Annotated in this window: 20 protein-coding genes and 2 tRNA genes; 4 read left to right on the forward strand and 18 right to left on the reverse strand. The window is 43.4% G+C overall.

The features are described from left to right. Positions 1-25: 25 nt before the first annotated feature. On the reverse strand, positions 26-205 hold the full coding sequence (locus ACQKCG_RS01805; protein ID WP_102094349.1) for a hypothetical protein: 180 nt from the start codon (positions 203-205) through the stop codon (positions 26-28). Positions 206-674: 469 nt separating this feature from the next. Here ACQKCG_RS01805 and ACQKCG_RS01810 point away from each other — a divergent pair, with 469 nt between their 5' ends. Both ACQKCG_RS01810 and ACQKCG_RS01815 read left to right on the forward strand, forming a co-directional pair. Next, positions 675-956 carry a hypothetical protein gene (locus tag ACQKCG_RS01810; RefSeq protein ID WP_101206189.1) on the forward strand — a complete coding sequence of 94 codons (282 nt, stop codon included), beginning with the start codon at positions 675-677 and terminating at the stop codon, positions 954-956. A gap of 55 nt (positions 957-1,011) precedes the next feature. Next, positions 1,012-1,875: a methyltransferase domain-containing protein gene (locus ACQKCG_RS01815; RefSeq protein WP_102094348.1), complete on the forward strand. Its 864-nt coding sequence runs from the start codon at positions 1,012-1,014 to the stop codon at positions 1,873-1,875. A gap of 34 nt (positions 1,876-1,909) precedes the next feature. Here the strand turns inward: ACQKCG_RS01815 and ACQKCG_RS01820 are convergent, their stop codons facing one another. The 7 genes from ACQKCG_RS01820 to ACQKCG_RS01850 all read right to left on the reverse strand — a co-directional run bounded on the left by ACQKCG_RS01820 (position 1,910) and on the right by ACQKCG_RS01850 (position 12,232). Continuing rightward, positions 1,910-3,235 (reverse strand): ABC transporter ATP-binding protein, encoded by a 1,326-nt coding sequence (locus tag ACQKCG_RS01820; protein ID WP_185156646.1) that lies wholly within the window; start codon positions 3,233-3,235, stop codon positions 1,910-1,912. Positions 3,236-3,359: 124 nt separating this feature from the next. After that, complete coding sequence (locus ACQKCG_RS01825) at positions 3,360-5,036, reverse strand: ABC transporter permease (RefSeq protein ID WP_102094347.1); 1,677 nt, start codon at positions 5,034-5,036, stop codon at positions 3,360-3,362. Between the two features lie 198 nt (positions 5,037-5,234). Next, positions 5,235-6,359 (reverse strand): extracellular solute-binding protein, encoded by a 1,125-nt coding sequence (locus ACQKCG_RS01830; protein WP_102094346.1) that lies wholly within the window; start codon positions 6,357-6,359, stop codon positions 5,235-5,237. Positions 6,360-6,627: 268 nt separating this feature from the next. Continuing rightward, on the reverse strand, positions 6,628-7,350 hold the full coding sequence (locus ACQKCG_RS01835) for a 16S rRNA (uracil(1498)-N(3))-methyltransferase (protein WP_102094345.1): 723 nt from the start codon (positions 7,348-7,350) through the stop codon (positions 6,628-6,630). Then, positions 7,347-8,903, reverse strand: coding sequence for a 3-deoxy-D-manno-octulosonic acid transferase (locus ACQKCG_RS01840; RefSeq protein ID WP_102094344.1), 1,557 nt, complete (start codon positions 8,901-8,903; stop codon positions 7,347-7,349). The genes ACQKCG_RS01835 and ACQKCG_RS01840 overlap by 4 nt, the downstream gene beginning before the upstream one ends. A 132-nt stretch (positions 8,904-9,035) precedes the next feature. Beyond that, positions 9,036-10,475, reverse strand: coding sequence for a tetratricopeptide repeat protein (locus ACQKCG_RS01845; RefSeq protein ID WP_427584970.1), 1,440 nt, complete (start codon positions 10,473-10,475; stop codon positions 9,036-9,038). Positions 10,476-10,594: 119 nt separating this feature from the next. After that, positions 10,595-12,232, reverse strand: coding sequence for a cardiolipin synthase (locus tag ACQKCG_RS01850; protein WP_201555885.1), 1,638 nt, complete (start codon positions 12,230-12,232; stop codon positions 10,595-10,597). A 283-nt stretch (positions 12,233-12,515) separates the two neighbouring features. Between ACQKCG_RS01850 and ACQKCG_RS01855 the strand changes: the two genes are divergently transcribed. Next, positions 12,516-12,591, forward strand: a tRNA-Val gene (locus ACQKCG_RS01855). Positions 12,592-12,628: 37 nt separating this feature from the next. After that, a tRNA-Asp gene (locus tag ACQKCG_RS01860) sits at positions 12,629-12,705 on the forward strand. A gap of 157 nt (positions 12,706-12,862) precedes the next feature. Here the strand turns inward: ACQKCG_RS01860 and modB are convergent. The 10 genes from modB to ACQKCG_RS01910 form a co-directional block, all read right to left on the reverse strand. Further along, positions 12,863-13,564 (reverse strand): molybdate ABC transporter permease subunit, encoded by a 702-nt coding sequence (gene modB, locus ACQKCG_RS01865; RefSeq protein ID WP_201555886.1) that lies wholly within the window; start codon positions 13,562-13,564, stop codon positions 12,863-12,865. A 46-nt stretch (positions 13,565-13,610) separates the two neighbouring features. Then, the gene (modA, locus tag ACQKCG_RS01870) at positions 13,611-14,483 is read right to left on the reverse strand and encodes a molybdate ABC transporter substrate-binding protein (RefSeq protein ID WP_427584972.1); all 873 of its coding nucleotides are present in this window, start codon (positions 14,481-14,483) and stop codon (positions 13,611-13,613) included. Further along, positions 14,476-14,967, reverse strand: coding sequence for a molybdenum cofactor biosynthesis protein MoaE (locus ACQKCG_RS01875; protein ID WP_427584974.1), 492 nt, complete (start codon positions 14,965-14,967; stop codon positions 14,476-14,478). The genes modA and ACQKCG_RS01875 overlap by 8 nt, the downstream gene beginning before the upstream one ends. Positions 14,968-15,044: 77 nt before the next feature. Further along, positions 15,045-15,326, reverse strand: a complete 282-nt coding sequence (locus ACQKCG_RS01880) for a MoaD/ThiS family protein (RefSeq protein ID WP_057759069.1) — start codon at positions 15,324-15,326, stop codon at positions 15,045-15,047. Between the two features lie 97 nt (positions 15,327-15,423). Beyond that, on the reverse strand, positions 15,424-15,930 hold the full coding sequence (gene moaC, locus ACQKCG_RS01885) for a cyclic pyranopterin monophosphate synthase MoaC (protein WP_427584975.1): 507 nt from the start codon (positions 15,928-15,930) through the stop codon (positions 15,424-15,426). Positions 15,931-15,960: 30 nt separating this feature from the next. Further along, on the reverse strand, positions 15,961-16,674 hold the full coding sequence (mobA, locus tag ACQKCG_RS01890) for a molybdenum cofactor guanylyltransferase (protein ID WP_427584976.1): 714 nt from the start codon (positions 16,672-16,674) through the stop codon (positions 15,961-15,963). Between the two features lie 57 nt (positions 16,675-16,731). Continuing rightward, positions 16,732-17,262, reverse strand: a complete 531-nt coding sequence (gene moaB / locus ACQKCG_RS01895; RefSeq protein ID WP_179798683.1) for a molybdenum cofactor biosynthesis protein B — start codon at positions 17,260-17,262, stop codon at positions 16,732-16,734. Positions 17,263-17,391: 129 nt separating this feature from the next. After that, positions 17,392-18,504, reverse strand: a complete 1,113-nt coding sequence (gene moaA / locus ACQKCG_RS01900; RefSeq protein WP_201547669.1) for a GTP 3',8-cyclase MoaA — start codon at positions 18,502-18,504, stop codon at positions 17,392-17,394. A 130-nt stretch (positions 18,505-18,634) separates the two neighbouring features. Beyond that, entirely contained in the window at positions 18,635-19,930 is a 1,296-nt protein-coding gene (locus tag ACQKCG_RS01905; protein WP_201555893.1) for a molybdopterin molybdotransferase MoeA, read from the reverse strand. A gap of 406 nt (positions 19,931-20,336) precedes the next feature. Beyond that, a complete protein-coding gene (locus ACQKCG_RS01910) occupies positions 20,337-21,635 on the reverse strand; it encodes a lytic murein transglycosylase (protein ID WP_101206205.1) in 1,299 nt (432 codons plus the stop codon). Positions 21,636-21,661 lie beyond the last annotated feature (26 nt).

The raw sequence follows: 21,661 nt of genomic DNA on the forward strand, positions 1-21,661 counted from the left end.
ATTATTGACACACTCTAAAATAATTCTAATGACAGGTTTTTTTTGATTGGCTGATTTTGCCATTTTTACAAACAAACTTACCATCTGCTGAGCAATGAGACACCCCGCCCATTTTACCTGAACAAGGCGTATTTCGAGCTTGTGCTTGGCTCATAGATGTAAAAGTAAATACTAGGGCAAGTAGCGCTGTGCTGATTGATTTCATTGTTTATTCTCCGTATCTGATGGATATTAAATAGAAAAATACTATACTCATTCAGTACAGCTCGACAAGATTTATTTTGACTAACTGAGTGAATACTTATATTTCTACCTACAATTCAACATGACATTTAATTTAACGCTAAAATCTTGAGCATAGGGATCATACGTGGTTTGCATATAAGCTCTATTGACCAAACAACTAGGATGCTTAGAATATTTAGCCAATACAACAACACCTACAACTGTCTCTGACGTGAACTGATTGTTTTTATGGTCATATTGTTTTCATAACCATAATGCTTTGCCATAAGCTAATAGCTTTCAAAATCATATTATTCTCATGAGCACATTATGATTTAAACCACTTTGATGCGGTTATTTTTTAGTGATACTGGACAAAAAAATTCTAAACGCTACACTACCTCATCTTTTATAGCACTTAAATAACGACCTAACAGGCTACTTTTATTATGGATATCATTCTTGCAATTGTTTGGATTTTAGCAATGGTGCTATACAGCTTTTCGAGCGATTATGTTGCTAGCTTTCCTAACCATAACAATCGCGCTGTACCCTATGTTCGTTGGGGAGCACTTTTAGTCGCTATGGCTTTATCAGCATACTTGTCAAAAGCCTATCAAGAAAACCTACAAGGCAATGGTATGTGGGTGTTTGTTATCGTGGTATTTGTCGTTATTGTGTTAGCGAAAGTCGTTTTTAAATGGGTAATTAACAGACGTTTGAAACGCTAGTTAATACTGAATAGTTTTATTAATTTGACCCTCTTAATTATTGATCTAAATACCTATGACAATTAAACATCAAGATAGCCAGCCTGACTCAAACCTTTCTATACCAACAGAAGACAAACGAGCAGATCGTAGCTTCGATGCCATTGCCGATCATTTCGAAAAGAAAGTGTATGGTGGTTTAAAAGGCGAGATTCGATTGGCTGTACTACGCCGTGATATTTTCGAATATAGTTCACAGATGAGTGAAGCGCTTGGGCGACCTTTACGTATCCTGGATGTGGGTGCAGGGCTTGCGCAAATTGCGATAGAACTTGCTGCTCAAGGTCATAGCGTAGTCATCAATGATATATCAGCAAATATGCTTGAGAAGGCGAAAGCGAGCGCAGAAAAAATTGATAAAAAGCTAGACATCACATGGTATGTTTGCCCTTATCAAGCGCTTGAAGAAAAACTGGCTCAGACAGAGACAGAAAAATTTGATTTGATCATGTCGCATGCGCTACTTGAATGGTTGGCAGAACCAGCGGCGGTCATGGACTTTTTTGATGAGCATTTAACAGATGATGGCGCGCTATCTGTCTGCTTCTATAACCCAGCGAGTTTTGATTATCGCAATCTTATCATGGGGAATTTTAACTTACTCGATAGCTTACTTGATGGTAACGATTACAAAGCGGACAATAAGAAAAGCCTCACCCCCAACTATCCCGTGGCCAAAGTAGAAGTCGAGTCGTGGCTCAAAGCGCATGATTATCAGACGGTACGTAGCAGTGGTCTACGAGTGTTTCATGATTATGCACCACTCAAGCGTGGCGGGCATAACGACCCAGATGCAGTGATCAGAATGGAGTTACGCTACTCACAATTAGAGCCGTACAAATGGCTTGGCCGTTATTTACACATTTTGGCTAAACGGTAAATTTAGAAGATTACCCAAGAATGGATGAAGACTACTAAACCTCTTCATCCATTCTCGATGATCTATCGTATTCTGACCAAGTAGTGGCATTGATGTCTTTTTCATCAAAGACTACGACATGCTCTAGCAAAGGCAGAATGCCAATATGCGAGCCGATTGCATGGTTATGATGGCTCGCAACCAAGGATAAGACAGTCTGTCCGTCGTCTAACTGCAGACGGTACAAGTAGTTGGCACCGCGAAACACACGTCCGATAACCAAAGCTGTCTGCGTACTGTCATCATCATGAATAATATCATCAGGGCGCACGAGTACTTTGATTGGCGTACCATTTGGATAATCATATTCGCAGTACTGTGGCTGGCCTGATTCATCATAGACTTCCATGCGACGATAGATATTACCTAGCGCCGTCTCAACATGACCTTCTTTGATAATGCCGTCTATCATCGCGCCTTCGCCTACGAATTCAGCGACAAAAGGACTGACAGGCTCATGATACAGCTCGCTTGGTCGCGCCCACTGCACCAATCGTCCTTTATCCATTACCCCTACTTTATCCGCTAGCGCGAACGCTTCATTTTGATCATGAGTGACCAAAATTGCTGTGGTGTTGGTACGTTTAAGAATATCACGGACATTCATTGCTAGTGATTCACGCAGCACCACATCTAGATTAGAGAATGGTTCATCAAGTAATAGTAGTTTTGGTTTGGGGGCTAGCGCTCTTGCTAGAGCCACACGCTGCTGCTGACCACCAGAAAGCTCATTTGGACGTTTGTCTGCATGTTCAGTCAATTCAACTAAACTTAGCATCTCAGCCACACGGGCTTTTTTGTCAGCAGCTGACCACTTATTGAGACCAAAGGCGATGTTTTTTGCCACGCTTAAATGCCCAAACAGAGCATAGTCTTGAAACACCATGCCCATGCCACGCTTGGCTGGCGCAACTGCAAATGATTGACGAGCAGTTTTCTCTGTTAGGCGTTGGTTGTTTAGATAAATAGTGCCGCCACGACTTTGCTCCAGTCCCGCGATTGCTCGTAGCGCTGTGGTCTTCCCGCAGCCACTATAACCCAAGAAGCAACCAATCTCTCCTTGCTCCAACATCAACGATAGACCATTGACGACAATAGTATCGTCATAGCCTACGATGAGATTTTGCACACTAAAGTAAGGATCTGTCGCGATATGTTTCTCAGTATTTTGTTGTGAGGTACTGCTCTGCTCTACAGTTTTATTCGGCTGAACTGGATTGATTCTATTTTGTGACAGTGCTGATTTTGCTACAGGCATGTGATTAGCCCGAGCCTTTTCTGACTTAGAATTTGTAGAGTCGTTCATTGAATCAGTGTACATAAACGGTACCAGTTCGCTATTAGTAAGTAAAACCATCGATAAAACAGAGCAAATTATAATATAGCTGACACTACGAGTGTGCTGTTAAACTTATGTCAAATTATTGCTATTAGCTTTGTTGTTACTAACTGTGTTTGTCGCTTTGACGCAATAATATCCAAACAGGGAGCAAACCAACCAGCACGATTAGCAAACTCGGCAAAGCGGCTCGTCCCCACATGCCTTCGCTCGTCATTTCAAACACTCGTACTGCAAGCGTATCCCAGCCTTGACGCCGTGTCATCAGCGTAATGGGCATCTCTTTCATCACTTCGACAAAACCCATCAATAATGCAGTCAATACGCCAGGGCTAAGCACAGGCAGCATCACATGACGCCAGCGCTGATAAGGACTGTCGCTCAGTAATTTTGCGGCAGCCTCCTGATTGACTGTCAATCGCTGCAACTGTCTGTCAACTGGCTGAAAACTCACTGTCATAAAACGCGTCGATAGCGCCAGTAGCATAACAATGACGCTGCCAGAAAGCACTTGCTGTGAGGTGATACCAAAGGCAATCATTTGATTATCAAGCCACGCAATAGGTATAAATATCCCTACCGCCAATACAGTCCCCGGTACGACATAGCCTAAATTGGCTAAAGTGGTCATTAGCTTAGTCGATTTATCAGGATACTGCCGTTTGATCCACGCAATAATAATGGCCAAAAAAGCAATAAATAGCGTGGTCATACTAGCAATCATGAGGCTATTGGTGACAAAATCAATGTAACGTGCATCAAAATCTTGGCGAAAATTCAGTGCTGTCCAATAGATAAGCTGTAAGAAAGGAATTAAGAAGGCGACCAGAAAGATCAGCGTACACAGCAGTGTCATGGCGAATTTGGCAGGTTTGCTAGCGTCAAAGCGCTGGCTGCTACCTTGGGTCAGTGAGCTACCACGCTTCGCTTGCCAATACTGCTCAAACAATACCACAATAAAGATCACACCAATGAGCAAGGCTGCTAGCTGAGCCGCTGTGGTCAAACTAAAAAAACCAAACCATGCTTTATAAATGGCGGTAGTAAAAGTATCGACATTGAATACCGATACTGCACCAAAATCCGCTAAGGTTTCCATACTGGCTAGCAGCAAGCCACCAATGATCCACGGTAATGCTTGTGGTAGCGCCAGACGAAAAAATACACGGCTACGACTCAAACCTAGCATTTGCCCCGCTTCTATCGCTCGCCTGCCTTGCGACAAAAATGCCTGACGCGCGAGCAAATATACATAAGGATAAAACGCTAGCGATAATACCAAGCCTGCGCCCCATACATTCCTTATCGACGGTAGAGCAGTACTAATACCAGAATCGCGCAGAGCTGTCTGTAGCGGCCCACTAAAGTCAACAATGCCGATAGTGACAAATGCCAACACATAAGCAGGGATGGCAAGTGGCAACATCAATGCCCACGAAAAGAAACGCTGACCAGGGAAACGATACATACTAGTCACCCAAGCCAGAGCAGTACCAATAGTGCCTGAAACAACAGTCACCATTAGCAATAAAATCGCCGTGTTTTTGAGCACTTGCGGCAGTACATAGTCTGCCATGTGTGTCCAAATCTCTGCCACTGGCTGTGTCCACGACAGCAGCACGATTAAAATCGGTACTAGCATAAACAACGAAATCAGCCCTAAGACTGATTTCGAGATAATACGTTTACGAAGGGCATGGTCTTGGCTGACAGTCTGCTGGTCGTTAACACCGTTATTGACAGTATCGTTTTGACTAACAGACGCATCTGGCGTTGTGATCATATTATCATTACCGTGTCATACGTATAGAGACCTTGTAAGCTTATACCAACCTCAAAATCGTCATTACTTGAATAACTGATCTGTAACGACTAACCTTTGAACTTATTCTTTAAAAGCTGTTGTTTAAAAGCCGTGCTTTGAGAACTATTGTCTAAAAGTTATGGTTTTGAGATTGGTATCAGTATTACTGGCGACCCCTTATTTATAACCCGCTTTATCCATCATTTGGATAGCTTGAGTTTGTAGTTCACCGAATTTCTGTACATTGATATCATCTTTTTTGAACTCGCCCCATGATCTGAGCATGTCTGACTCATCGATACCTACTTTTACTGGGAATTCTTTGTCAGAGCTGGCATAAAGACCTTGTGCCTCATCAGATGACAACCACTCTATCAGTTTAAGCGTACCATCTGGATTGTCTGAACCTGCAACCACGCCAGCGCCTGAGATGTTTACGTGCGTACCAGTCGTATCTTGGTTTGCCCAGAATATTTTAACAGGGAAGTTTGGTTTCTCGTCCAATAGACGACCATAGTAGTAGCTATTGGCAATACCCACTTCACACTGACCAGCAGCGATAGCTTCTAACATCGCAACGTCGTCACTGAACACATCAGTCGCTAGGTTATCAACCCACCCTTTAATAACTGCTTCGGTCTTCTCTTCGCCCAAATGCTCCATCATGCTAGCGACAAGCGATTGGTTATAGACCTTTTTAGAAGTACGTAAGCATAATTTGCCTTTCCATTTTGGATCGGCTAAATCTGCATAAGTAGATAGCTGGTCAGCAGTGACTTTGCTTGGGTCATAAAAGATAGTACGTGCACGTAGTGACAGACCTGTCCACTGACCTTTTGGATCACGGTATTTTGCAGGGACGTTAGCTTCTAATACAGTAGATGATACTGGTTGTAATAGGCCTTGCTCTGCAGCCTGCCATAAGTTACCAGCATCAACGGTCAATAGCATATCAGCTGGGGTATTCTGACCTTCAGCTTTTAGACGCGCCATCAAAGGCCCAGTTTGGTCTGTAACCAGTTCAACTTTTACGCCTGTTTGCTCAGTATAGCGATCTAACAATGGCTTAATCAGCTGCTCATTACGTGATGAGTAGATAGTAATTGTCTGACCATCAGCAGTCATAGCTTCGTCAGTTGCTGCTTGCTGCTCAGCACCTGTTTCTGTTGACTCTACTTCTACGCTCTCTTCTGTGGTTGAAGAATTACTACAACCCGCCAAACCCAACATCATGCCAAATACGGCTGCAGGTAAGATAAGCTTCGTAGAGGTTAGATTAGCGCTGATAGCGTTTAATGACATGGTTTTCCCCATAGTAATGCTATAAAAAAAGTAAGACGGATGGTGAGACAAAATAACAGTGATTATAACGCTGACTTGCTAAGCGCTAGCAGTAATCAGGCCATAATATATCAAAGCAACATACTAATGGAAGTGAGATTAATTATCAATACATTTGTTTAACTGGCAAATATACCTGTGATGAGTCTTTAGCATTGATTTTTAAGAGCTATTTTTAGCGGCCCAGTTCTTTCAATAGTTTGGTCTGGCGACGCATTTTAGTGTCAATCTAAAGGAGCCATTGCCCTAAAATTGCATTGACCGCAGCTTCTGTACGTAAGATACGAGAGCCTATATGTACAGGCGTGCAACCTTGTGCCGACAGCATCTCTATCTCATAGTCAATCCAACCACCTTCAGCACCTATGCAGACTATACTCGGTAGCTCTCGTGATGGTTGTAGTTGTAAAAACTCAGAAAATGACTGCTGACTATAAGGATGCGCGACAATCGCTCGATTGTTCATTAGGCTTGCAAGTGTGTCTTCAACAAATGGCTTAAAACGTTTTTGTAGCGTAATACTAGGAACAATCGTATCGATGCTTTGTTGCAGACCTTCTAATACAAACTCGTCTATCCGCTCAAGCATTGGGCTTTGCCAATAGCTTTTTTGAGTACGATAGCTATTGATAAGAATGATATCGCGTACACCAAGCGCCGTCATATCCATGATTAAACGCCGTAGCACTTTAGGACGCGGTAACGCCAAAATGACAGTCAAATCTAATTTGGCTGGCGGCACAGTATTGAGCTGAACGTTACTTAACTGAATGCTGTCAGCGGTAATATCTTCGATAACAGCAGTACCAAGATTGCCGCCGATTTGGCCAATTTTAAGCGTATCACCGACTTTCGCGCCCAGCACTTTAGTCACATGGCTGACTTGAGACAAGGAATCGATTTTTGCTGTATCTGATGAGAAGTTTTCAGCGGGCAATAATATACAGTTCATAAGCTATCTTGGTTGGAAGACATCTCGATAGCGTCTTCAATCATCGTAAATTGACGGGTCAGTACCGCTTGCTGCTGTATCGTCATTTGCTCGCCAGCTAGCCCTGCCTGCGCGGCTAATGGCAAATTACTTAGCCAAGTCTCTAGCTGCATATAAATGCTAACAGCGTCTTCACGGTTATAAGCTGTTTTCTTACGAGAGGATTTTTTATTCGCCTTTAACTGCTCATCACTGACTATCTGTGCATCCGAACTACTTGAGCTATTTGACTCGATTGGACGATAGAAGTCATTACTTGGCTGATATACAGCGCCTACGCTAGCCAATTTGTCTATTACGCTTTGGCAAGACTGAGTGTAACCCCCCATCAGTACAGGCGTTGCCACACTTGCAGGCTCCACTGGATTATGCCCACCAATATCTACCAGCGAGCCGCCCACAAATGCTACATTTGCCAATGTATACCAAGTCATCATCTCACCCATGCTGTCTGCTAGATAGACTTGAGTGTCTGCATCAATCGCTTCCCCATCACTGCGCCGAGCCATGTTTAACCCAGTTTTTTGAATGAGATCTGCTACTGCATCAAAACGCTCAGGATGCCTAGGGACGATAACAAGCAGCGTATCTGCTAATGTGGCTTGAGACAGTAGTTGCTGCTGCAATGACAACGCTGCTGCCTCTTCGCCATCGTGAGTACTCGCAGCTACCCACACAGGACGATCTGCTATACCAAACTCTGCTCGCAGATCAGCTTTCTTACTATGAATACTGTTATCTTCTACCGCTTTGTCATTAGTTGTGGACGCATTGATTACCCACTTTAATGAGCCTGCTACGCGAATTTGGGCGCTACTAGCCCCTAGTCGCCTAAAGCGTTTAGCAGAGTCACTGTCTTGCGCAATAATTAAAGAAAGATTTTTCATCATGCTGGCGCTGACTGCACCAATTTTTTGATAGCTCTGAAAAGAAGAAGCAGATAGTCGACCATTGACTAGAATACTTGGAATACGGTGCTGGGATAATTTGGTCAAGATGTTTGCCCATAGCTCTGTTTCTACAAACAGTGCAGCGATCGGCTGCACATGCGTTAAGAAAGTCTCGATAACAGCAGGGCTGTCGACTGGCACATAACTATGACTCATCTGACCCTGAGCTATCTTTTCTGCAAAACGACTGGCGCCACGAGCAAAACCTGTCTGAGTCGTATTGGTCAACCATATCTGATAGCCATTAGCCAATAACATATCTAGTAAAGGCGCGACCGTATTGGTCTCACCTAGTGAGACTGCGTGGCACCAAATCACCCCTTTATCGCTATCAGCATTGACCACTGGACGCGGTGGATACTGCCTGCCAAAACGCTGATCGATTTCCTGCTGATAGTTTTCGTTTTTATGAGATCGACGCCATACTTGCAGACGATATAGTGGCTTTAGCAGCCCAATAAGAGACTGATAATATAAAGGTGTCTCATGTACCGCACGACTAGGCGATGATACAGGGTCAATTGGATTTGCAGAGTGGTCAGACGGGGTATTAGATGATGGCATGGAACAGCCCAAATTAGTTATGAATCAAACAATAAAAGGGTAAAGGTAAAGCGCGCCAATTCTACCTGAATTTAAGCTGTAACAATAAGCTTTTAAAAAGTTACTGAGTAAATAGTTATTAGATAATGATTGTTAGATAATGATTATTATCAATAAAGCGACTGCGATGATTGCGCCGATTAACAGCTGATAACGCTTGGTGCTATGCTGCTCTTGCTTCTGTGTGGTCAGCAGCATATCTGCTTGCTGCCATTGCTTGACCAGATTGGCCGCTTCTGCATGACCATTATCCGCTGCTTGCTCTAACCAGTATTTACCGCTATCTATATCTTGAGACACCCCTACTCCTTGATAATACATTTTACTGAGTAGACGCTGAGCACGGCTGTCGTTTTTGCTGGCGGCTTGATTAACCCAATCTACGCCAGATTTTTTTTGATTGTCACTGTCCGCTGTCAAACCTTCACCTAACAATTCATACATGGCCAAACGTAACATAGCCGCTGTATTACCATCTTCAGCAGCCGCTTGTAGTAATAGCAACGCTTTGTTTTTTGCTGCGATATGATTATCTGAAAATATAACTTGGCGACGAGGTTTGTTCTGTTTGGCAATATGCTGCTCGAACTGATCTAATACTTTGCGTGCTTGCTTATATTGCACATCACCAGTTGGTTGTGGCACCGTTATCTCATCTAACTCTACGAGCAGTTGCGTAAACATCTCTGGCGTTGATGTGTTTTTTACAGGTGACGCAGGCTTAGCCGTTGGTTGCGCTACTTTAGTCAGCTCAGGCTTTATTGAATTCTCAGACTCAGGAGGCACTACGTTTGCTTGGTTATGCTCAGCTCCTATCGATACTTCCTCTGGCTTGTTAAGAGGAGCATTTAATTGGATAGTACCGATATGCGTATTTAAATCTGCGCTCGGAACGATGCTTTCAGTGACTTGATGAGTGGTTGCTTTATGCGTTGTTACTTTATCCGCTGTTAATTCAGGCACTGAATGAACGTCGTTACTTAAAATAGTTGGTAGTCTAAGGCTAATCGCTTGATACAGCCCACTCTCTACATGCCCACCTTGTACCGCGTCAAACTGCCGATCAATATGACCAAACAGACGCAGCCCTATTGGCTCTAGTGCAAAAAATAAGCGCTCTTTAACCACGCTATCATCATAACCGACTGCCATATGCTGATAAAAATCATCGGTGATCAACGTTAGCTCAGGGTAACGTTTACGCAGCTCAAACTGACCATACCAATGTGGCTTGCTTTGCCACTGCTGCGCCAATACACGACCTGCATAAAACGCCAAAAATACCATAAAATTACGATAGCGCTCATCGACCAGCAGCGTCGCCTCTTCCCACATACCACTCTTGATCATATCTCGGCGCACTTGGGACAATAGCGTATCGATACGCTGTAAACTCTCAAGCGACTCATCTAGCGTACAAGCGCGCAGCTCAGTTTCGTAGGCGATACCGCCTGCAATAGGAAGTCTAGCTAAGAAATCTTGCCAGTAGCCTTCTGCAATATAGTCCAGTGGCGTTAAAGGTGATGCAGACATAGAAAGGCGAGTCCTCTTTACAGATAGATAAACCAAAAAAGCATAGGCTATAAGATTGCTACTACTACTAAAATAATAGAACGATACTGGTAGATTACCTTACCCTAAAAATCCGAGTGCTACAATAAAGGACTGAACAAGCGCACGACATTATCAAACAAGCGTTTTGATCCGTGACGCTGTTGCCACTCATCACTATCCAAGATTCGGCAGTTTTCTAAATAGACTTCCTGACAGTCCGCTACTTGGGCAACCATTTCTGGCGTATAAATCGCCAAACTGACTTCCATATTTAAATAAAAGCTGCGCATATCAATATTGACGGTGCCAAATAAACAGTAGTCATCATCGATAACCACTGTTTTTGCGTGTAGCAAACCACCTCTAAACAATGCAATCGTTACCCCTGCATCCAACAACTCTTGATAATAAGCCTGAGAAGCGTGCTGTACCAGAAACGAGTCTACTTTTTCAGGAACAATAATCGTCACATCAACGCCGCGCTTAGCCGCTATCGTCAGCGCGCCCGATAGGGATTCATCAGGGACAAAGTAAGGCGTGGTAATGCGAATGCGCTTATTGGCACGATGAATCACAGAAACTAACGTATTGTAAATCACATGAGCCGTTAGCTGCGGTGCTGAAGGTATTAGCTGCGCCAAGACTTTGTCCACGACAGGCATCTTTGGTACGACAATCGAGGTGGCACCTATATCTGGCTGCTCATGATTATCAATCGTATCCGCCAATACCTTCACGCGGCTATTTAGATCATTGATGGTCGGATGCATCACATATAACTTACGAGTGTAATTATTAACCCGCTGATGCAGTTCAGCAAGATTGTCATTACTTTCAGCACCGATATCGGTAACAATTACCTTGGCCATCGCTGTATTGATACTAATTGAGTGCTGGCTAGTCGTTCGTAGCGCCACATCAATCCATTGACCAACGTTTTTATTTTGCTTAAAAAACCTTGGATCAACCAGATTGAAGCTGCCGATATAGCCAATATGTTCATCGATAACCACCATTTTACGATGATTGCGCAAATCAGAACGTTTAAATAGCGTCTTAAACAGTCCTACTGGCAATGACTGATGGACATAAACCCCTGCTTTTTCTAATTTGCGATGCACGCTACTATTAATAAAGCTAAAGCTGCCCACACTATCAGCCAATATATGACACTCTACGCCGCGCTGAGCCGCTACAGACAGTGCCTCTATGACTTCTAGCACCTGTCCTTTTGGATAGACAATATAAAACTCCATGAGGACAATACGCTGGGCGGCGTGGATATCTTCAATCAAACGCTGAAAAATCGAAGCAGGATCGTTCAACAGCTGCATTTGATGGTTGGGAAATACACCAAACCCTGTCCAGCGCGTTCCTATTTGGCTAACACCGCGGTAGTTGGTTGGTAATAAGTCTTGCCCTTTATCAAAAATCAGATGCTCACGCCTTGCCATATCATTCATCAAGATGCTGGCTTGATCTACGCGTTCACGATAGCGTCGTCCGATCATCGGCTCACCGAGCAGGATATAAGCAATAAAACCAAATACTGGCAACGTGTAAAGCACCGCAACCCAAGCGATAGACACGCCAATATTGCGCTGCACAGAAACCACTCGCAGCGTCATTACTATCATAAGTACAATATGTAGTACCAAACCTAGACCCGCTAAGTCTCCCCATGTCCAGCTGGTAAAAGTATCTTTAATAGTAAAAGTATTTATATTGGCCTCCATCAACCGTGTTCAACGAATAAAGCATCCATAGTACAGTAGCTTTTCACCTCTAAACAACAAATAATGATAATAAGTGTATTTTTAGAAATGCTATGCAATACATAGCCTTGAGTGCTATTTTTGATAGATTACAAGCGCGATTTATAATTATTTTCTAAAAATATTAAAATAATATTTGACACCCAACTGTAAATCTATATAATACACACCCACAGCAACGGAGCTTAGTGACAAACTTAAGAGCTCAGTTGATGTTGAATAAATTGCATAGCAATTGTTCGAAGGGTGATTAGCTCAGTTGGTAGAGCGTCTGCCTTACACGCAGAATGTCGGCGGTTCGAATCCGTCATCACCCACCACTTTTTAGCAAGTGGCTAAACAAGCTAAGAGACCTAAGCAGCGGTAGTTCAGTTGGTTAGAATACCGGCCTGTCACGCCGGGGGTCGCGGGTTCGAGTCCCGTCCGCTGCGCCATATTTAAAACGAATTTAAACTGTTAAGTTTAAGCAAGTTTCGCCTCAAGCATTAGATTGCTTGAGGTTTTTTTGTGTCTGTATATTCTGCTTGGACATTGTTTATATAGCTACTGCGCCAGCTAACACGTCTTAACTCTCATACAAATATTTCAGTGCTATGGACGCTGACTTATTCGGCTGACGCTAGCGATTAACGCTACCATCACTACACCCATAATAATCAGAATACCAGACATCATGTGCGCTGCTTCATAGTTAAGCGCTTCTACTTGCTCATATATCGCAATCGATACTACCTTGGTCTCACCTGAGATGCTGCCCCCTATCATCAGTACAACCCCAAACTCTCCGATGGTATGAGCAAAGCTTACCAAACTACCCAAAATAATACCCACCCGCGCTTGCGGTAAAGCCACTTTCATAAACCGTCGCATACGACTTGGTTCTAAGAGATGAGCAACTTCTGTGACACTTTGTGGAATACGCAAAAACTGTGCGTAAACTGGCTGTATATAGAACGGTAATGAGTAAATAATGGAACCAATGACCAGACCTTCAAAGGTAAAAATCAACGGGCTAATATTATGCTCGCTCAACCATTTACCGATACCCACACTAGGACTGAGCAGTAACAATAGATAAAAACCAATCACGGTAGGTGGTAGCACCAGAGGCATCGCAATGATGCCCATGAGCAGTACCTTAAGACGTCCTATTACTTTTATACGGCTCGGCTTAGCCAACCAGTAAGCGATAGGCGTTGCAAATAGCAATAGACATAAGGTAGTCACGCAAGCGAGCTTGATGCTCACCCAAAATGGACTGAGCATATCTGACATAAGAGACTGGTCGATCATATAATGTCACTGCTCGTTCTATGATGAGAGGGTTTAGTCTAACGTATTACTGGACGGCCAGATAGCCTGCTTGTAAGAAGTGCTGCTGCCCTGCTTTTGAGCGCAGGTAGTCGGTGAAGTCTGCTGCTGGAGCGGTGTTATTAACGATTATGCCATCTTGTAAAATAGCTGGATAAGACGCTGGCAGCAAAGTGATAAACTGCTCAGGCTTGGCTTTAATCGCAACAAGCTGAGACTGTGCCACAAACCCATAGTCCACACTACCTGTATGCGCATATTGAAATGCCTGACCGATATTCTCTGACTGTATTAAGCTTTTTTGAGCATTTAACTTATCGTACATATTTTGTGATTGCAGATAGGCTTTTGCAGAGGCACCATAAGGAGCAAGGTCAGGGTTCGCAATAGCTACCTTGCTGTCCTGAGTAAAGTCAACGCTGGTAAACACATCACCTAGCGATGTTGGCGTAAAATCGTTTAAAGGTTTGGTGACACTATAGAGTGCTAATTGACCTCTGGTATACGTAAAAGGCTTGGTTAGCTTATTATCTTCGTTAATAGCACTAGCTGAATTTTCATCAGCCAATTTAGCAGGAAAATCTTGATTGGCAGACAAGAATATATCATATGGTGCCCCTGCTTTGATTTGCGCATATAACTTACCAGAAGAGGCATAAGTAACTTCAATATCTGAGATACTTGAAACATTTTGGGCAGATGAGCTGTTATCAGCCTGATAGCTATCAATAATATGAGGTAGTACATCAGATAAGTTAGCAGCCGCGGCAATACGCAAAGTCCGGGCTGGTTCAGTGGTATCACCAGCAAGCATCGTATTGGCGTCTTTGTCTTGCGTACAAGCACTTAGTGACAATAGCAGACAAGCAGATACACAGACAGCAACTAATGACTTAACCATTATTGCTGAGCCATTTAGACGAGTCGTCTTCGTAGTATTCTTGCTTCCACACAGGAATGTCTGCTTTGATGGTATCTAATATCCAGCGACAAGCATCAAATGATGGATAACGGTGCGCTGACACTACCCCAACCCACACAGCCACGTCGCCAATTTCTAACGCACCGATACGATGTATCGCAATAGCATGCGTAATTTCAAAACGCTTTTTGGCTTCTTCTATAATGGCGCGGCCTTGATTGATGGCCAAATCCTCATAACCATAATAGGTAAGGCTATCAACGCTCGCGGCATTATTATGGTTGCGCACTCGCCCTTCAAAACAAACAAACGCGCCGCAGCTGTCATTATCTAACGTACTTTTTAGTCTATCTTCATCTATAGCAATATCTAATAGCGCAAAACCATCACGCTCAGCGATAAGGTAAGCCTCGTCAGCACTACGTTTGATACTCATTGAATGATCGTGGACGTTGTCGGTCATTTTTCTTCTCTATTTATTATTTTCTCTTTGTAACCACTGAATAGCTACTGACAAAATGGACACTAATAAACGCTTGTCTAACCACCAGCGACTGGCGTGATGAAAACCACGCTATCACCATCATTTATCTGGTCAGTCCATTTAGCAAAGTAGTCATTCACTGCGACTCGTAGCTCCGACTGCGGACGGCTAAAGCGATGCTTTTGACTAAGCTGTTCGTATAGTTCAGTCAATGACGTATCCTGTTGTACGCTTACTGTCTCTTGCTGACAATTGGCCTCGTCAGCCAAACTGGCAAAATACATGACATTAATATTCATCGTTGATTCGATATTAGTTGTCATATCGATAGCACTCATAACCCTCTCCCTCTTATGCACGCTTCCTTGCTTGGCACTTAGCACATTTTTATTAATTCATTGATTGATTGACGACGCACTCTGCAATTTTATCACTTTAAGCATGACTATAGTCTGACTTACCACCTGTCTTCTTAACCAGATGAATATCATCTATAACGATGTCATGCGATAGTGCTTTAGTCATATCGTAGATAGTTAAGCAGGCAACGCTAACCGCTGTTAACGCTTCCATCTCAACCCCTGTCTTATGCGTGACCTTGACTGCAGCACTGACCGTGATACTACTAAGCGCGTCGTTATACTCAAAGCTTAAGCCTATCTTATCTAGCGGTAGTGGATGACAAAGCGGTATAAGATCATGAGTGCGTTTGGCCGCCATGATACCAGCGATATGAGCTGTTTGCGTGATGCTGCCTTTTTTGGTCATACCATCAGCCGCTTTAATCTGCCCATAAATCTCACTGGGAAAGCGTACTTGTCCAGTGGCATTGGCTTCTCGCGTCGTTGCTGTCTTGCCACTGACATCGACCATGGTAATATCACCATCACTATCCAAGTGAGATAAAGTAGATTGCTGATTTATCTGAACGCTGTCACTCATTTATATAACCTTTCTTATGTGATATTTTTATTATTTTGGTAGAGCAGCACATGCCTGCTTAAAATCTTCAGGCGTATTGAAGTTAGTCAGATTTTGCCACTCTTTGATAAATGGTACAGCTTGCACTAATGGCTGAATAAACTGCATTACTCTACGCTGTCCGCTATCTATATAGTTTTTCAAATCAGGCTCAATGCTTAACTGATACAGCCCTAACAATGGATATAGGTGACTGTCATCTTTTAAGCAAATCACCTTCTTATCAGTAACAAGGCTTATTTCACATTGTAATTTCTGCCACAGGTCAGTTACTGGTATTAAGCTATCGCAGCTAATAACCATTAACCACGATGCTTGTACGTCTTTTGATACGCCTGAATCATTCAAGCTGATCAAATCGTTCAATGTTTGTAAGGCTGATTCGATAGCCACCAATGCGCCGCCAGTTTTAATCTGCTCATCATGCTTATTAGAGTCAACATCAGCACCATAATCAGCAATATGAATAACAGGCGCATTAGGTTTTTCTGAATGGACATCTAAACCAGCTTGAAAGTCGCGACCATTATCTGCAATCAATATAGGAACTTGTAACTTGTTCGCATGACGAACATGATAGTCTAGCAGCTGCTCACCTGACGGTAGCGTCAGCATCGCCTTAGCCATTCCCATACGTCTAGATGCACCGCCTGCCAAGATAACCACACCTGCCAAACCATCCAGATTATTTGAGCGATCTGTCATTGTGCCATTACCTATCAGTTTTGATTTAATATCAATCTTGGCTCAATTATTTACAACTCAATCATGGCTAGGATTTTGTGCCAAAAAATGCGGCACAAAATTGCACGGACGAGTACGGCTATCAAACTGATCTCTTAAGATATTTTCCCAACCAGTACGGCAAGCACCAGAAGAACCTGGTAGACAGAATATACCCGTACCATTGGCCATGCCAGCAACTGCTCGCGATTGTACGGTAGACATACCGATTTCATCTTTTGAGATTAAACGGAACATTTCACCAAAACCATCGATTGATTTATCAAACAGCACCCTCACAGCTTCTGGCATGCTATCTCTGATGAAGAACCCTGTGCCGCCAGTGGTGATAACCGCATGAACGTCTGGACTAGCAATCCAACCACTGATGACTGCGCGAATCTGGTAAATATCGTCGGTGATTAGTTGGCGATCTGCCAAATGATGCCCTGCTTCAGTCAAGCTATCTACTAAGTACTGACCTGATGTATCTTCTGCCAGCGTACGGCTATCAGAAACGGTCAATACAGCAATATTAAGCGGTGTAAATTGTGCAGCAGGCTTACTCATAAATAATCCTTTATAGATGTCATTTTATAATTGTATTAAAGATCCGTTGTATCAAAAAAAGTTATGTAGAAAAACGATTGCACTGGCAGACAATCTCTATCAGCGTCATAATTGTAGACTCAAAGGTTTTTATCCGCCGATTATCGATAGATTGTGCATGATGCCACTGTTAGAATCATGCAAATGATGATGCTCAGGCTTGATTGGCATAAAGCTATGTAAAGTGTTTACCAGTCCTTGGATATCGTCTTGCTGTAAGTATGGACGGATATCATAGTTGCCCTGATCAAACAGACACAAATGCACCTTGCCTTGGCTGCTTACGCGCAAGCGGTTACAGGTATCACAGAAGTGCGCCGCATATGGGGCAATCATACCGATACGACCGACATACTCAGGGTGGCTATACTCTACTGCTGGACCATCGGCACTACCGCGCTCGTGCGGCTGCCAGCCATTTTCTAACAAGTAATCAGTGATAATATCAGACTGAGCATGCTGAGCAAAAAACAAATCGCTATTGTCACTGGTCTGCATAAATTCAATAAAGCGATATGTCACTTGTCTGTCTTTGACATAGTCAATCGCCGTGACTAAGTTCTCAAAAGCAGTCTCCGCCATCAAGACACTATTTATTTTCAGTTTGATATCAGTCGTTTCTAACAACGTATCCATGTCAGCCAATATCTGCGGCAAGGTATCAAAGCCTGTCATTTTATGAAAAGTAGCGGCATCAAAACTGTCCATACTAATATTGAGCTGATCAAGTCCAGCCGCTTGCCAGCTGGCTATATGTTTACCCAATTTATAGCCGTTACTGGTCATCGCAACTGTCTCAATACCGTCAGTCTGCTTAATCTTTTCGATAATTTCGACAACATCACGACGAATAGAAGGCTCACCACCTGTAATTCTAACTTTTTTAGTACCTACTTGAGCAAAGCCACGCACCAAGGTGGCAATTTCAGAGATACTCAGCTCATCATCAGGTCGCTTACCTTGATAGCCGTTTGGCAGGCAATACTCACAGCGAAAATTACAAAAGTCAGTAATAGACAGACGCAAGTAGGTCAGACGCCGTGCAAACCCATCGGTTAGCGGCTGGTGATAGTCACTCATCTGCTCAGTGGGCATGACCAAGGAAGGCTCTATGTAGCCATCAGATAATGCCGGTGCCAAGCTCGGTGAATAGAGTTGCGGGCTGTCTATTTTGTGTTTGTCATCTATGTTGTCATCAATCATATGTTACTGCCATCAGTACTGCTTACTATAAGCACTACTTTATTATTCGTGTTTAGCATACCAGTGTAAGGTCATGGGATTGCTCTCTAACTTTGTGCGACCACCCTACAATAAATTGGCAAACGATGAATTAGCGATGTAGCCAAGGAAACGGTTGTACAACGACGTCATTACCAGCTGCTACGTTCCCACTATCTTTATCCAACACAATGAAGCAATTAGCGCGGCTCAGCTGTTTGATTCTATGTGACTGCTGTCTTGAAAAGCACTCAACTTGATAATTACCTGTCTCACCTCGTGACAGTACGCCACGCTGAAAGTCTTTGCGGCCGGGAGATTTTCTGATATCACTGATGAGTTTGGCTTTAATAGTTAGCGGCATTGGCTGCTCTGATACGCTAGCACCTGACATTTGCCACAATGCAGGAATCACAAACTGTAGCGTCCCCACAACCGTAGAGAGTGGATTGCCCGGTAGGCCAAAATACAATACTGGCTTATCGAGATTTTTATTTAACTCGCCAAATACAAAAGGCTTACCAGGCTTCATCGCCACTTTGTAATGGTTAATCTGACCTAGCGTTTCGATCACAGTGGTCAAAAAATCATAGTCACCAACAGAGACACCTGCTGTCGATATCAGTACATCACAGTCCTGCATGGCCTCATTGACTGCGATAGTTGTCTGCTCTAGGTTGTCAGGAATAATGCCATAATCACGAATAATGATGGGCAAATCTGATAGCAAGCTTTTGAGCGTTGGAGTATTAGAATTATATATTTGGGCTAGACTTTGTAGCTCATTGCCAATAGCCACGAGCTCATCACCTGTTGCCAACACGCCTACAACGAGCGGTTGGAACACGTTCACTTGGCTAATACCAAGGTTAGCCAGTAAGCTAATATCTGCAGGATTAAGGCGTTTACCGATCTTTAAAACGGATTCGCCAGACTCAATCTCTTCGCCTTGTGAGCGGATGTTGTTGTCAACTTTGGCGGTTTGTGTGAGCGTGATGTTATAAGGTCGAGATTTATCAACGGTCGCTTTGATATCTGCAAAGTTTGTATTCTCTTGCATAATGACCGTATCACAACAATCTGGCACGACTGCACCAGTAAAAATACGTATCCCTTGCCCCGCCGCTGTCTCACCAGTATAAGCACTGCCAGCTTGCGACTCACCAACGATTTCGATAGTACTGCTTTCTGATAACTGACTACCTTTGGCAATCGCATAACCATCCATTGCAGATAGATTCTGTCTCGGCACATCAAAGGGCGAAGCAATATCTTGAGCCAGTATATGGTTTAGGCTGCCCAGCAACTCTAGAGTGTTAACGGCTCTTTTTTGTAGTGGAAAATCAGTAATATGATAAGTATCTATCCGTTGCTGTATCGCAGCTTGTAATTCTTCCATGGTAATCATAAGGTCACGCTCTTTCTGTCGTTCTAATTATTTATAATCAAAATTGTGATTTAAAATAGTCGTTGAAAACTGTTACTAAACACTCTGAGTCAAAGTCATCGTTAAAAAACACATTATCTAGAGTCTATCATTCAAAGTATCAACTTTCTTGTATTAACCTTGTCCTGATAAGTTTTGAATAAAGCCAGATTACACTGGTCTTAATTTTTGATACTTATTGCATGGTCCATTATGTTAAAGGTGTCAGCAAAATCAGACATAGATTGAGACAAAAAAAGCACCTTGGCAAGGTGCTTTTTGTAGAACAAAGTAAATTATCGTTTGATGACTAGTGGCTAATTAATAATGGCTAAATACGATTAAAAATAGCCACTTTTATACAATGTATAAACACCGTCAGTTTACCTCACCATCCAGCCAATGAAGACGCACTGTTTTGAGTAATGAATCCGTCTGGCGTTTGGCCGTTATCTGCTTGCCAACGCTGGAATGCCATACGAGTATTCGTGCCCACGATACCATCAGCGCCTTTGGTATCGTAACCCATACTAGTCAAACGACGTTGTAGGTTAGTCACTTGCGTGGTCGATAATGGACGTTCATAACGAGGCCAAGATTTTTGCAAACCGCTTTGTCCATTAATCGTTTTGCCTAGTAGACTAACGCCCAACGCATAGCTTGATGAGTTGTTATAGACTTTAATCACATCAAAGTTTGGGCTCAGCAATAATACGGGACCGTCTTTGCCAGCGGGCAACCATAGCTCCATCTGAGTATTGGCATCTAAGTAAACGTCCGCTATCGTATCGACGCCCATCGCAGCCCATCTAGCGGCAGGTTGTTTACTACCAACCACTGAGTAATCAAACGATGCTGGCACCGTTGCCTCATAAAACGGTGCTAAGCCACGAACCCAACCTGAATTGCTAAGATAGTTGGCAGTCGAGGCTAGTGCATCACCAGTGGCCCATGGATTGCGATGCCCATTGCCATCACCATCAACCCCTTGTTTGAGCCAAGTCTCAGGGATAAACTGGGTTTGTCCCATACCGCCTGCCCAAGAACCATCCAGCTGTGACCATGATACGTCACCACGTTGTAGCAAGGTCGCTAACGATAGCAACTGCGTTTCAGCGAACTCTTGACGACGACCATCATAAGCAAGACTAGCAAGCGAACTTGGCAAATCACTATTGCCGGTTACAGCGCCATACGATGACTCCATGCCCCATATCGCAGCGATAATCTCTGCATTAACCCCATACTGAGACTCTAGCTGAGAGAGATAAGCACGCTGCTCAGCAAATTTGCGTTTACCTACACTGACGCGTCCACTTGATACCGCAGAATCTACGTATTCCCATGGCATCTTAGAAAACTCGGGCTGACCTGAATCTAATGAGATGACTTGCTGATTTAGATAAGCAGAATCGAGCAATCGACCAATCACTTGGGCATCATAGCCTGACGATATGGCACGCATAGAAAAGTCTGACTTCCAATCAGAAAAGCTACTGTAGCTAGGCTTGGGCGCAGGCTGCGGTTTTACGACTGGCGCAGGTGTTGGTTTAACCTGAACGGTTTGAGTTTGAGTAATCTCAACGCCGCCTTGACGAACAGGCTTACTTTGCATTGCCTGCTGGCTTGTACACCCGACCATCACTAATGCTGGCATAAGGGTGAGGTATTGCTTTTTTAATCTCATAAAAAATCTCAAACATGAATAAATAA

It is taken from the genome of Psychrobacter sp. NPDC078929, assembly GCF_050267985.1.
In the GTDB taxonomy this organism is placed as follows: domain Bacteria; phylum Pseudomonadota; class Gammaproteobacteria; order Pseudomonadales; family Moraxellaceae; genus Psychrobacter.